The sequence below is a fragment of the Megasphaera sueciensis genome (assembly GCF_050219315.1).
Lineage (GTDB): Bacteria > Bacillota > Negativicutes > Veillonellales > Megasphaeraceae > Megasphaera_A > Megasphaera_A sueciensis.
In genome coordinates this window covers 1,031,959-1,046,440 of sequence record NZ_CP116939.1, presented here as the reverse complement: position 1 = coordinate 1,046,440, position 14,482 = coordinate 1,031,959, and the positions used below count along the sequence as shown (strand labels likewise).

The window sequence follows — 14,482 nt, the reverse complement described above, 5'->3', positions numbered from 1 at the left end:
ATATATTTATGTATGCCACGTTTATTTTTGTCATATTTTTGCCATTATGTAAAATATATAGTAAAATAAGACTACATATGGTGATAAGGTCATTTTTTGCGAATAGTGTATTTTTTTTATATATGGAGAGAGCATATGTTTATTCCGATGCAAGGATTTATCAGCAGCTTTAGACTGCTTGATATATTAGATATCATACTGGTTGCTTTTGTACTTTACAAATTATTCATGCTGATCCGCAATACCCGGGCTGTTGCCTTAGTAAAAGGACTTTTGGTTCTGGGCGTGGTTACGGTTATCAGCAGGATCCTCGATCTGCACGTTATTAACTGGATGCTGCAGCAGGGGATGACGATTATTCTGGTGGCTCTTCCGGTAGTGTTTCAGCCGGAGCTGCGGCGTGCGCTGGAACAAATCGGCCGCGGCCGTTTTCTGCGTTCCGGACAGGTCATTAGCATAGAGGAAGTGGAACGGCTTTTGGATGAAGTGGTAGCGGTCGTAGATAATTTATCAAAGGAAAAAGTCGGAGCCCTTATTGTTTTTGAAAGAGAGGTAGGGCTTAATGATTATATCGATACAGGGATCGCCATTGATGGTAGGATTTCACGGGAATTATTGGGGAACATTTTTATTCCCAATACTCCTCTTCACGATGGTGCGGTTATCATACGTGAAAATAAGATCATGGCAGCGGGCTGTTTATTGCCGTTAACTTCAGACCGTTCTTTGGCAACAGAGCTGGGAACGCGCCATCGGGCGGCCATCGGCATCAGTGAATTGGCGGATGCTGTTGTTGTTGTTGTCAGTGAGGAAACGGGATCTGTTTCGTATACGTACGGCGGTCATATTTATCGACATCTGGATAGTACGGCCTTGCGTAATGTGCTGATGACATTTTTAAATAGGCCTTCCAAAGGATTGGCAAATATCTTTAAATGGAGGCCTTCAAAATGATGAAAACATTAGGTAAAAATTGGCAGTTAAAGATTATTTGCCTGCTTTTGGCTATTGTACTTTGGTTTGTAGTTATTTATCAGCAGAACCCCACGAGTGAAGGAAGTTATACCGTTCCGATTGTTATAGAAAATCTGGATTCTAAATATATTGCGACAAATGCACCCAAGACGGTGTATGTCCGCTTATCGGGTCCTCGCAATACGATCATTAATATAGGTGCTTCGGATATCAAGGCATATATTGATCTGAGCAAGGCGGAAGAGGGAGAAACAACCGTGCCGATTCATTTAGAGCTGCCTGCGGGTACGGAGCTCAAGAAACAGAGCATGACTGCGGCGAACCTGTATATCGATGTGTACGCCGTGCAGGAATTTCAGATCACGCCGCATTTAGTCGGCAGTTTGGAAGAAAATATTTCCGTGGAAAACTTGAAGTTAGTTCCGGAAAAGGTTATTGTTAGTGGTGCACGTCGATTAATCAATAAAATCGATCAAGTTGCGATCGATATTCCTGTAGATGGAAAAGTAAAGGATTTCTCCTTGATGGCTCCTATCCATTTGCTGCAGAAAGATGGGAATCCGGTGGAAGGTCTTGAAATTACGCCGTGGCAAAGCAATGTGAAGGTCACTCTTACGCATAATGCTGTAGCGAAGAAGGTTCCTGTCAATCTCATTACCTATGGAGCGCTGTCGCCTAAGGTTCATATGAAACAAGTGGTCATTACGCCGAATGAAATAGAAATTCGCGGCAATGCCAACGCAGTCAAGAATATTGATCGAATTAATTTGATGCCTATCAGTGTCGACGGTTTGGAAAAAAATAGAGAATGGAAAGTGGCGATTCCGCCATTGGATGGTGTCGTTATGAATCCAGATACGGTACAAATACGTGTTGAAGTTGAGCCGGATCAGTAAAAAGGAGAGATAGTTGTGTTACGTATTTTAAATATCCGGACAAAAGTGCCGATGGAAAAGACCTTGGAGAAATTGATTTCGTATAAACTCCATTGCAATTGGCAGGATATTGCAGATATCTGTATTGTGCGTCGTTCTATTGATGCCCGCCGTAAACCGAGAATTTATTTTGTGTTTACCGTCGATGTACGTTTGAAAAATGAAAAAGAAGTGTATGCCCGCTGCCAAGGGGATAAGGATGTCCGCCGGATAACGGAACCTCATCCGGTTTCTATCGTGCCGGGGACGCTGGCGCTACCTAAACGTCCCGTTGTTGTGGGAACCGGGCCTGCGGGCATGGCGGCGGCGTTTCTGCTTGCCCAATATGGGTACCGGCCTATCGTATTGGAACGAGGTTGTGATGTGGATACACGGACCGGACATGTCGAAGAATTCTGGAAGACAGGGAGGTTCCGGGCTGCGTCCAATGTTCAATTCGGGGAAGGCGGAGCCGGGACGTTTTCCGATGGAAAACTTACGACGCGTGTCAATCATCCGCTCATACCGATGATTTTAAAAAAATTTGTAGAAGCTGGTGCACCGGAAGAAATCATGTATGCCTACAATCCCCATGTAGGAACGGATATATTGCGGGATGTTGTGAAAAATATGCGCCATGCTATTGAAAAGATGGGCGGCAATGTTTATTTTAATCAATGTGTAACCGCTGTTAACCGGGATGCGGCAGGGACCGTACGCTCGGTAACCGTCAACGATTCAAAGGAAATTCCGACAGCTATTGTTGTGTTAGGAATCGGCCACAGTGCCCGTGATACATATCATATGTTGTACGATAAGGGAATCGCAATGGAGAGAAAACCTTTTGCTATGGGGGTGCGGATCGAGCATCCGCAGGAGATGGTCGATCAGTCGCAGTACGGGTGTCCGGCAGCGGAACTGGGATTGGATGCGGCGGATTATGCATTGGTATACCATGGAAAGAATGGCCGGTCAGCCTATTCTTTCTGCATGTGTCCCGGCGGTGTCGTCGTAGCAGCGGCATCAGAAGAAGGCATGGTCGTTACCAACGGCATGAGTCTGTATCACCGCGACAGCGGCATTGCCAACAGTGCTTTGGTCGTCAACGTATCGACAGAGGATATAGGCGGTACCGGACCGTTGGCAGCCATTGAATTCCAGCGGCATTATGAACGATTAGCCTTTGAAGCCGGGGGACGTAATTACTGTGCACCGGCGCAAACGGTAGGAGATTTTCTGAAACGTCCTGGTGTACAGGCCGACCCGCTGGTGTATTCCTATAAACCCGGTGTTGCCTGGGTAGATTTGCATACCGTACTGCCTGATTTTGTCAGTGCGACGCTGGAACAGGCGCTGCCGTATTTCGGACGGCATATACACGGATTTGATCACAGCGGGGTAGTCATGACCGGAGTGGAAAGCAGAACGAGTGCTCCTGTCCGGATTTTGCGGGGGGAAGACCGTGTGGCTTTCGGAGTGCCGGGATTATATCCCGTCGGTGAAGGAGCCGGGTATGCAGGGGGTATTATGAGTGCATCTATTGATGGAATGGAAACGGCAATAGAAATCATCAACAAATACAAACTTTTGGAGGGAATTTAAATGGCAAGATTGTTTGGAACTGATGGAGTACGAGGCATTGCAAATGATACATTGACACCGGAGTTGGCATATCATTTAGGCCGGGCTGCCGCTTATATTTTCGGTCGGGATAAGGAACATCCGACCTTTCTTATCGGACGGGATACACGTCGATCCGGTACGATGCTGGCCTCTATTTTAGCAGCCGGTATTGCGTCTGTTGGCGGAAATTGTTATATGGTAGGCGTTATTCCTACTCCGGCAATCGCTTATTTGACACGCATCCATCATTTGGATGCGGGAATTATGATTTCAGCTTCACATAATCCGTTTGAATATAATGGCATTAAATTCTTTGACAAATATGGTTTTAAACTGCCCGATGCAAAGGAAGATCAATTGGAAGAATACATGCTCAAGGATGAACAATGCGGCCTGCATAGCCGTCCTACAGGGGAAGCTATCGGGACTATTTCCGATTGGCATAACTTGCAGGAGGAATATATGAATTTTGTGCTGAGTACAACAAATGTGGATTTGACAGGCCTTAAACTTGTTCATGACGGAGCTAACGGATCGGCCTCCGTATTGGGACCGGAAATTTTCCGGCGTCTGGGGGCTGAAGTAATCGCTATTCATCATGAACCCAATGGCATCAATATTAATGATCAATGCGGCTCGACTCATTTGGAAAGCTTAAAGCAGGCTGTTCTGGAGCATGGGGCCGATTTGGGGATCGCTAATGACGGCGATGCCGATCGGTGTCTGGCTGTCGATGAAAAGGGACGTGAGATGGACGGCGATCAAATTATGTTACTTTGTGCGCTCAAATTGAAAGAAGACGGGCATTTGAAATATGATACGGTTGTCGGCACGGTTATGAGCAATATCGGCTTTCATAAAGCCTTGCAGCAGATTGGCTGCCGCAGTGAAATCACGGCCGTGGGAGATCGGTATGTATTGGAAAATATGCGTAAAAATGGATATTGTCTCGGCGGGGAACAATCGGGGCATATTATTTTTTCTGATTATAATACGACGGGAGATGGCTTGCTGACTGCCGTGCAGCTGCTTACTATTATGAAGAATAAACACAAGCCGTTATCTGAGTTATCGGATATGATGGTCAAATATCCGCAGATTTTGAAAAATATCCGTGTTCAGACCAAATCGGGATGGGAAGAAAACAACCTGATTATGGCAGCTATTGCTGCCGGTGAAGATGAACTGGGAGAAGACGGTCGTATCCTTGTTCGGCCTTCCGGTACGGAGCCGTTGATCCGCGTTATGGCGGAAGGTCCCGACCAGCAGCAATTGGAACGCATTGTGGATGATATTTCCACTGTGGTAGAACATGAGATGGGACCTGCAAAATAGAGGGTATTGACCAATGGACCCGATTATATTAAAATGTATGGATGGAATCACGTTATGATTCCATCCTGTTTTTTTTACAGGCGTTTGGAAATCCGTTCGTAAAATGGATAGCGCTAGTACCCGGAGAGGTATTTCCGGGTAGACGAGGTAGAGAAGTATCGAATTTTCAGCGGATGTCTCTCGGCAGCTTCGGTCGTCATATGTTGGGAAAACACAGCGGTAACGCGGTAGACAAACTCATCATAAGAAGCAGAATAGGCTAGGAGGTCTAAACATATGTGTGGTATCGTAGGGTATATTGGTGATCGTCAGGCAACGGAATTTTTGATGGATGGCTTGGCAAAATTGGAATATCGAGGGTATGATTCTGCCGGAATTGCCGTGTATCATGATGGCAAGATCACCGTACAGAAGAAGGTTGGCCGGTTGGTCAATCTGCAAAAGATAGTAGAGAAACATCCGAATGTAGGAACTGTGGGGATCGGACATACGCGCTGGGCTACGCACGGGGGTCCGTCCGATATAAATTCCCATCCGCATACTGATGAAAAAGGTGACTTTGCTGTTGTCCATAACGGCATTATCGAAAACTATCTGGAATTAAAGGAAGAACTGATCGGCAAAGGGTATCACTTTAAGTCAGAAACCGATACGGAAGTAGTTGCGCACTTGTGTGCCGATATGTACGATGGTGATTTTGCCAGCACGGTACGTCACGTATTGCTGCGTCTGCGTGGATCCTTTTCGCTGGTGTTCCTGTGCCGCTTTGAACCGGATAAGATTATCTGCAGCAAACGTGATAATCCGCTCATTATCGGTCTTGGAAACGGAGAGAATTATATTGCTTCTGACATCCCGGCTATTTTAAGCTATACGCGCCGTACGTATATATTAAATGATGAGGAAATGGCTATTGTTCAGAAGGACAAAATCTGGGTTACTGATTATGAAGGAATTCCTATTTCCAAAAAGATTTTCGAAGTGAACTGGGATGCCGAAGCGGCAGAAAAAGGCGGATTTGAACATTTCATGCTGAAGGAAATCTATGAACAGCCGAAAGCGATTCGCGATACCATGAGCTGCCGTATCGCCAATGACGGCACGCATGTCGTATTTGACAAATTGAAATGGACGCCGGAGGATGTTAAATCCATCGACAAAATTTTGATTACCGCCTGTGGTACGGCGTATCATGCCGGATTGCTGGCAAAGTATTTTATTGAAAAAATCGCCAAGATTCCTGTGGAAGTGGATATTGCTTCGGAATATAGATACAGAGACCCCTTGACGGATCATAAAACGTTATGCATCGTCATCAGCCAGTCCGGTGAAACCATTGATACGCTGGCGGCTTTGAAGGAAGCTAAGCGCCGCGGAGCTCGTTCGCTGGCTGTTACTAATGTCTTGGGATCTTCTATTTCCCGCGAAGCAGATCAAGTTGTATATACGTGGGCCGGACCGGAAATTGCCGTTGCCTCAACGAAGGCATATACCACGCAATTGGTAGCACTGCTGCTGCTGTCTTTGTATATGGGGCAGCTGAACGGAGAATTGGATTCCGAATTGGAAGGACATATTTTGAGCGATTTGATGAATGTACCGGATCAGTGCCAGCAGATTTTTGACCATGTGGACGATATCCATGCCTATGCGAACCAATTTAAAGAAAAAGAAGATGTTTTCTTTATCGGCCGTTCTCTGGATTATGCCTTGGCGATGGAAGGGGCACTGAAACTCAAGGAAATTTCTTATATTCATGCAGAAGCATATGCCGGCGGTGAGTTGAAGCACGGTACGCTGGCCTTGATCATATCGGGGGTACCTGTTATTGCTTTGGCTACCCAGACGAATGTAGAAGAAAAAATGATCAGCAACATCAAGGAAGTAAAAGCCCGGGATGCCTTTGTAGTAGGTGTCGTCCAAGAACACGATACGGAAGTGGCAAAATGTGTGGATGCTGTTATTACCATACCTAAAACCTCTCATTTCGTCGTTCCTATTATGACGGTAATACCGCTGCAGCTGTTGGCGTATTATACTGCTGTTGTTCGCGGCAATGATGTAGATAAGCCGCGTAATCTGGCGAAGAGCGTTACTGTGGAATAAAAGGCCGGCACTTTGATAGAACGAAACCCACCGTGATAAAAGATATACGTTTATCACGGTGGGTTTTTATAAAATCATATAACTTTCTGTTTTTTTCTATTGTCTAAATGTTGCTTGTATGATATAATAAACAAACCATCAGGGAAGACGTGAGCAACTATTAAGATATAAGTAATATATTTTAATGGAATTTGAAAAAAAGTTTTTTCGGATTAATGCTTGACAGGAACCTGTGATAATGGTAAACTAACTAAGTCGCCGCGGAGCGGCAATGACCTTTGAAAACTGAACAATGTAACGAACAAACAAACGCCAGAGTGCGAGGTCTTGGAAACAAGACGTCAAAACGAGTAAGAAAACGAACCAAAAACAATAGCAAGAAGGAGCCGAATGGCTCTTCATATATCATGGAGAGTTTGATCCTGGCTCAGGACGAACGCTGGCGGCGTGCTTAACACATGCAAGTCGAACGAGGTCTTTCAAGAAGCTTGCTTCTTAAAAGACCGAGTGGCAAACGGGTGAGTAACGCGTAAACAACCTGCCCTCAGGATGGGGACAACAGCTGGAAACGGCTGCTAATACCGAATACGATCAAACGGCCGCATGGCCGGATGATGAAAGGATGGCCTCTATATATAAGCTATCGCCGGAGGAGGGGTTTGCGTCTGATTAGCTGGTTGGAGGGGTAACGGCCCACCAAGGCGACGATCAGTAGCCGGTCTGAGAGGACGAACGGCCACATTGGAACTGAGACACGGTCCAGACTCCTACGGGAGGCAGCAGTGGGGAATCTTCCGCAATGGGCGAAAGCCTGACGGAGCAACGCCGCGTGAGTGAAGACGGCCTTCGGGTCGTAAAGCTCTGTTATATGGGACGAACGTATCTATGGCCAATACCCATAGATAGTGACGGTACCGTAAGAGAAAGCCACGGCTAACTACGTGCCAGCAGCCGCGGTAATACGTAGGTGGCAAGCGTTGTCCGGAATTATTGGGCGTAAAGGGCGCGCAGGCGGCCGGTCAAGTCTGTCTTAAAAGTGCGGGGCTCAACCCCGTGATGGGACGGAAACTGGCAGGCTGGAGTGTCGGAGAGGAAAGCAGAATTCCTAGTGTAGCGGTGAAATGCGTAGATATTAGGAGGAATACCAGTGGCGAAAGCGGCTTTCTGGACGACAACTGACGCTGAGGCGCGAAAGCCAGGGGAGCAAACGGGATTAGATACCCCGGTAGTCCTGGCCGTAAACGATGGGTACTAGGTGTAGGAGGTATCGACCCCTTCTGTGCCGGAGTTAACGCAATAAGTATCCCGCCTGGGGAGTACGGCCGCAAGGCTGAAACTCAAAGGAATTGACGGGGGCCCGCACAAGCGGTGGAGTATGTGGTTTAATTCGACGCAACGCGAAGAACCTTACCAAGCCTTGACATTGATTGAACGAGGCAGAGATGCCTTTTTCCTCTTCGGAGGACAAGAAAACAGGTGGTGCACGGCTGTCGTCAGCTCGTGTCGTGAGATGTTGGGTTAAGTCCCGCAACGAGCGCAACCCCTATCTTCTGTTACCAGCACGTAAGGGTGGGGACTCAGGAGAGACTGCCGCAGACAATGCGGAGGAAGGCGGGGATGACGTCAAGTCATCATGCCCCTTATGGCTTGGGCTACACACGTACTACAATGGCTCTCAATAGAGGGACGCGAAGGAGCGATCCGGAGCAAACCCCAAAAACAGAGTCCCAGTTCGGATTGCAGGCTGCAACCCGCCTGCATGAAGCAGGAATCGCTAGTAATCGCAGGTCAGCATACTGCGGTGAATACGTTCCCGGGCCTTGTACACACCGCCCGTCACACCACGAAAGTCATTCACACCCGAAGCCGGTAAGGTAACCGCAAGGAGCCAGCCGTCGAAGGTGGGGGCGATGATTGGGGTGAAGTCGTAACAAGGTAGCCGTATCGGAAGGTGCGGCTGGATCACCTCCTTTCTAGGGAGACATGGGCAGGACCCCGACGGGGTGCCTGCAGTCATCTTTAGGTCGGCACTTTGGTACATGTACGTTACATTGTTTAGTTTTGAGAGGCCATTTTTGTATGGTATCTCACGCGTACCTTGACAACTGCATAGAAAAGTATTGAATAAGTAAAACCTCTTTAAATAAAGAGAGTCAAACTTAACGAACCGAAGAAACTCAAACATAGTAGGTGGGTACGAACGTACCAAGAGAAAGTCAAGTAAGTAAGGGCGTACGGCGGATGCCTAGGCCATGTCAGCCGAAGAAGGACGCGATAAGCTGCGATAAGCTGCGGGGAGGTGCAAGTAACCAGAGAGCCGCAGATTTCCGAATGGGGAAACCCGGCAGCAGGAGTGCTGCCACTCCACGCAAGTGAGAGAGGGCACCCGGTGAACTGAAACATCTAAGTAGCCGGAGGAAAAGGAATCAACAGAGATACCCCAAGTAGCGGCGAGCGAACGGGGCAGAGCCCAAACCGGGACGGGCAACCGACCCGGGGTTGCGGACTACCAACAAGCGCGCAAGGCGAGCCGAACCAGCTGGGAAGCTGGGCCAGAGACGGTGAAAGCCCGGTAGGCGAAACGGCGCGCGCGGGGTAGGATCCAGAGTACCACGAGACACGAGAAACCTTGTGGGAAGCAGGGGGGACCACCCTCCAAGGCGAAACACTGACATGAACCGATAGCGCATAGTACCGTGAGGGAAAGGTGAAAAGCACCCCGGGAGGGGAGTGAAAGAGAACCTGAAACCGTATGTCTACAAGCAGTCGGAGAGCGTATATATATCAGCTCGACGGCGTGCCTATTGAAGAATGAACCGGCGAGTTACTTCATCCAGCGAGGTTAAGCGGGAAACGTGGAGCCGCAGCGAAAGCGAGTCTGAACAGGGCGACAAGTTGGATGGAGTAGACCCGAAACCACAGTGATCTACCCATGTCCAGGTTGAAGCACAGGTAAAAATGTGTGGAGGACCGAACCAGTGAGCGTTGAAAAGCTTTTGGATGAGATGTGGGTAGGGGTGAAATGCCAATCGAACGTGGAGATAGCTGGTTCTCCCCGAAATAGCTTTAGGGCTAGCCTCATGGCGAGAGTACAGGCGGTAGAGCACTGAACGGGGTAGGGTCCTATCCGGATACTGAACCTAATCAAACTACGAATGGCTGTACTTATACATGGGAGTCAGACTGCGAGTAATAAGGCCCGTAGTCAAAAGGGAAACAGCCCAGACCAACAGCTAAGGTCCCCAATGCCGTACTAAGTGGCGAAGGATGTGGAATTTCGAAAACAACCAGGATGTTGGCTCAGAAGCAGCCACCATTAAAAGAGTGCGTAATAGCTCACTGGTCGAGAGACTCTGCGCCGAAGATGACCGGGGCTAAAGTACGGAACCGAAGCTTTGGCATGTGTCTGAGGACACATGGGTAGGGGAGCGTTCCTGCAGGGAAGAAGCCTGACCGGAAGGACAGGTGGACCGGCAGGAAGAGAGAATGCCGGTATGAGTATCGAAAAGAAAGGTGAGAATCCTTTCCACCGAAAGCCTAAGGTTTCCTGGGCAACGATCGTCGACCCAGGGTAAGTCGGGGCCTAATCCGAGGCGGAGAAGCGTAGGAGATGGACAACAGGTTGAGATTCCTGTACCACGACAGTCTGTTCGAGCGAAGGAGCGACACAAGAAGGAAAGCGCGCATGCGATTGGAAGAGCATGTCCAAGCTGGTAGGTTGGATGAGAGGCAAATCCCTCATCCGGAAGGCCGAGAAGCGATGGGGAGCTTCTGGAGACAGAAGCGAAGGGGCCGGACCTAAATTGTCAAGAAAAACTTCTAGTGAGGACTGTGGTGCCCGTACCGTAAACCGACACAGGTAGGCAGGAAGAGAATTCTAAGGTGCGCGGGAAAACCCTCGTTAAGGAACTCGGCAAAATATATCCGTAACTTCGGGAAAAGGATAGCCCAGAGTAGGTGAAGCGCAGAAGCGCGCGGAGCCGGAATGGGCGGCAGAAGAGAGGCCCAAGCGACTGTTTACCACAAACACAGGCGTCTGCTAAAGGGAAACCTGATGTATAGATGCTGACACCTGCCCGGTGCTGGAAGGTTAAGAGGAAGTGTTAGCGCAAGCGAAGCAGTGAATTGAAGCCCCAGTAAACGGCGGCCGTAACTATAACGGTCCTAAGGTAGCGAAATTCCTTGTCGGGTAAGTTCCGACCCGCACGAAAGGTGTAACGATTTGGGCACTGTCTCAACGAGGGACCCGGTGAAATTGAAGTACCTGTGAAGATGCAGGTTACCCGCGACTGGACAGAAAGACCCCATGGAGCTTTACTGTAACCTGAGATTGAATTTTGGTAAGAGACGTACAGGATAGGTGGGAGGCAGGGAAGTGAGTACGCCAGTATTCACGGAGCCGCTGGTGGGATACCACCCTTGTTTTACCGGAATTCTAACGAAAAGCGTAACAAGCTTGCGGACAGTCTCAGGCGGGCAGTTTGACTGGGGCGGTCGCCTCCAAAAGAGTAACAGAGGCGCCCAAAGGTTCCCTCAGCGCGGACGGAAACCGCGCGCAGAGTGCAAAGGCAGAAGGGAGCTTGACTGCGAGACGGACAGGTCGAGCAGGGACGAAAGTCGGGCTTAGTGATCCGGTGGCATCCGAGTGGAAGGGCCATCGCTCAACGGATAAAAGCTACCCTGGGGATAACAGGCTTATCTCTCCCAAGAGTCCATATCGACGGGGAGGTTTGGCACCTCGATGTCGGCTCATCACATCCTGGGGCTGAAGTAGGTCCCAAGGGTTGGGCTGTTCGCCCATTAAAGTGGTACGCGAGCTGGGTTCAGAACGTCGTGAGACAGTTCGGTCCCTATCCATCGCGGGCGGAAGAAACTTGAAAGGGGCTGCTCCTAGTACGAGAGGACCGGAGTGGACGGACCAATGGTGTACCAGTCATACCGCCAGGTGTGCAGCTGGGTAGCTACGTCCGGGACGGATAAACGCTGAAAGCATCTAAGCGTGAAACCAGCCTAAAGATGAGGTTTCTCATTACGCAAGTAAGTAAGGTCCCACAGAGACGATGTGGTTGATAGGCCGGGAGTGGAAGTACAGTGATGTATGGAGCGGACCGGTACTAATAGACCGAGGACTTGACTTAAGCACGAAACATCCGCTATGTAAGACCTTTAGTTCGCAGATACTTTTCTTTGTGGTTGTCAGGGTATGACCCTGAACGATTCAGTGGCGACAGCTGCGGGGATCCACCTGTTCCCATGCCGAACACAGCAGTTAAGCCCGCAAACGCCGAAAGTACTTGGGTGGAAGCGCCCTGGGAGGATAGGAAGCCGCTGATTGGAAGCCAGCATACTTTACCAGTATGCTGGTCTTTTTGTCGTATTGAAAACCATACGCTGTGCGTATGGTTCTAAAAGCTTATAGCTATACGTAGAAAAAGCAAAACCTCCTTTGCTATACTAAGCACAGGTTCGCCAACCGTACTTAGAGCAAAGGAGGAAAATGCTATCCATGGACACTTCAAGTTTAGCACATACAAAATGGAGATGTAAATATCATCTTGTGTTTGCACCCAAGTACCGTAGACAATTGATTTACGGGAAATTAAAAAAAGATATTGGAAAAATTTTACGGGAATTATGTAGTCGGAAAGATGTAGAAATACTGGAAGCTAATGCGTGTAGGGATCATATACATATGTTAGTGAGTATTCCACCTAAGTTGTCCGTATCTGCGTTTGTGGGATATTTGAAAGGGAAAAGCTCTCTGATCATTTTTGAAAGACATGGGCAATTAAAATATCGATACGGAAACAGAAAATTTTGGTGTAAAGGATACTACGTTGATACAGTGGGAAGAAATCAGAAGGTAATTGCACAATATATCCGAGAACAGTTACAGGAAGATATGGTGTGTGACCAAATGACACTGAAAGAACTGGTAGATCCATTCACGGGGAAACCCTATAAATAAGAAGCGCCCCTCGGAGAGGGGCAGCAGGTAAGTGTAGTGCGGTTGGTGGATTTTCCATAGGCCCTTGCGGCCTAGGCAGGTAATAAGGCTTCTAGCCGCAGAGCAAACTACCTGTTATACAGGTAGTTTTGATTGTCGTATTGTATTGTCTATCGGGATATAGTTATCCGTAATCTTTTGTATACATGGGGGATTGTTGTTGTAAATTTCTTCTTCTTGTGCAATAATTATGAGTGTATATAAAGAAGGGGAGGATGATTTTTCATGTCAATGAGTGTTGCAGCACCACAAGCTAAGGGTAAGTGCGCAGAAGATACTATTTTTGCTGCTAATAACAGAGCAAATGCACTTGCAGAAAAGATAGGGGTAGATAAGGTTACAAATGGTACCGTTGGCTCTTTATTAGATGAAGACGGCAATTTGGTTATGCTGGATGTTGTTCAGAAATCCTATAAAGCACTGATTCCCAAAGAGATTGTTGCCTATGCGCCTATTCAAGGATATCCGGATTATTTGGAAGCTGTTATTGAGCAGTGTTTCGGAGAATCTCGCCCGGATGGATATATCCGCGCTTGTGCAACTTCCGGCGGTTCTGGTGTCTTGCATCATGTGATTCATAATTATTCCGAATGGGGCGACGATGTTTTGACCAGCGATTGGCATTGGGGCGCTTATAACAGCATGTGTATCGATAACGGCCGCAAGCTTCGCGAATTTGAATTGTTAGATGGAAAAGATCAGTTTAACTTTGCTAGTTTTAAAGAACATGTGACGGATATGGTATCCAAACAATATAATACCGTTATTATTATGAATTCTCCGGCCAATAATCCGACAGGTTTTGCTCTTACTGAAGAAGACTGGGATCATGTTCTTGCGTTTTTACAAGATATTATCAAAAATAAGGATAAAAATATTATTCTGGTTTCTGATGTAGCTTATTTGGATTACAGCGGTGAAAAGAACGAATGCCGAAAGTTTTTTAAAAAATTCGGCAATTTGCCGGCTAACCTTCTTGTCGTCGTTTCTTATACATTGAGTAAAGGGTTTACTATGTATGGGCAGCGTATTGGTGCGATGATCGGGATTACTTCCAACGCCGATGTGGCTAAGGAATTTGTAGATGTTAATCAATATACCAGCCGGGCGACTTGGTCAAATTCCAACAGTGCTGCCATGAAAGCTATGGTGAATATCTGCAAGAATCCGGAACGTATTGCGGAATTGGATGCGGAACGTGCTAAATACTTCCAGCTCATGAAGGAACGGGCTGCTATTTTTATGACGGAAGCTGCGGTTGCAGATTTGAAGATTTTGCCATATTTGTCGGGATTTTTTATTACGATACCGATGACGAATTCCAAAGCGGTTTGTGATATCCTGGAACGTCAGAATATATTCCTTGTTCCGTTGAAAAAAGGAATACGGCTGGCCGTATGCTCTGTTTCCAAGAAAAAGATTACAGGACTTGCAGCGCTCATAAAGACTGCTATTATAGAAGCAGGCGCACAACAGTAGGCTTGATCTTCTAATTGCCAAGATGCCGGTACAGGAGAAGTTT

At 47.7% G+C, this 14,482-nt stretch carries 7 protein-coding genes and 3 rRNA genes; all 10 read left to right on the top strand.

Translation table 11 applies throughout. The annotated features are described in order from the left end of the window. Positions 1–135: 135 nt before the first annotated feature. Positions 136–954, top strand: coding sequence for a diadenylate cyclase CdaA (gene cdaA, locus NXG62_RS05010; protein WP_427113860.1), 819 nt, complete (start codon positions 136–138; stop codon positions 952–954). Beyond that, on the top strand, positions 951–1,871 hold the full coding sequence (locus tag NXG62_RS05005) for a CdaR family protein (protein ID WP_427113859.1): 921 nt from the start codon (positions 951–953) through the stop codon (positions 1,869–1,871). The genes cdaA and NXG62_RS05005 overlap by 4 nt, the downstream gene beginning before the upstream one ends. A 15-nt stretch (positions 1,872–1,886) precedes the next feature. After that, a complete protein-coding gene (locus NXG62_RS05000; protein ID WP_427113858.1) occupies positions 1,887–3,491 on the top strand; it encodes an NAD(P)/FAD-dependent oxidoreductase in 1,605 nt (534 codons plus the stop codon). Further along, a complete protein-coding gene (gene glmM / locus NXG62_RS04995; RefSeq protein ID WP_427113857.1) occupies positions 3,492–4,847 on the top strand; it encodes a phosphoglucosamine mutase in 1,356 nt (451 codons plus the stop codon). It begins immediately after the preceding gene. 276 nt (positions 4,848–5,123) lie between these two features. Beyond that, entirely contained in the window at positions 5,124–6,953 is a 1,830-nt protein-coding gene (gene glmS, locus NXG62_RS04990) for a glutamine--fructose-6-phosphate transaminase (isomerizing) (protein WP_427113856.1), read from the top strand. Positions 6,954–7,357: 404 nt separating this feature from the next. Then, a 16S ribosomal RNA gene (locus tag NXG62_RS04985) occupies positions 7,358–8,926 on the top strand. 241 nt (positions 8,927–9,167) lie between these two features. Continuing rightward, positions 9,168–12,091, top strand: a 23S ribosomal RNA gene (locus NXG62_RS04980). Positions 12,092–12,170: 79 nt separating this feature from the next. Then, a 5S ribosomal RNA gene (gene rrf / locus NXG62_RS04975) occupies positions 12,171–12,287 on the top strand. The 16S, 23S and 5S rRNA genes sit together here, the layout of an rRNA operon. A 172-nt stretch (positions 12,288–12,459) precedes the next feature. Further along, positions 12,460–12,921, top strand: coding sequence for an IS200/IS605 family transposase (gene tnpA, locus NXG62_RS04970; RefSeq protein ID WP_200809882.1), 462 nt, complete (start codon positions 12,460–12,462; stop codon positions 12,919–12,921). A 264-nt stretch (positions 12,922–13,185) separates the two neighbouring features. Continuing rightward, entirely contained in the window at positions 13,186–14,439 is a 1,254-nt protein-coding gene (locus NXG62_RS04965; RefSeq protein WP_427113855.1) for a pyridoxal phosphate-dependent aminotransferase, read from the top strand. The last annotated feature ends 43 nt before the right edge of the window (positions 14,440–14,482 follow it).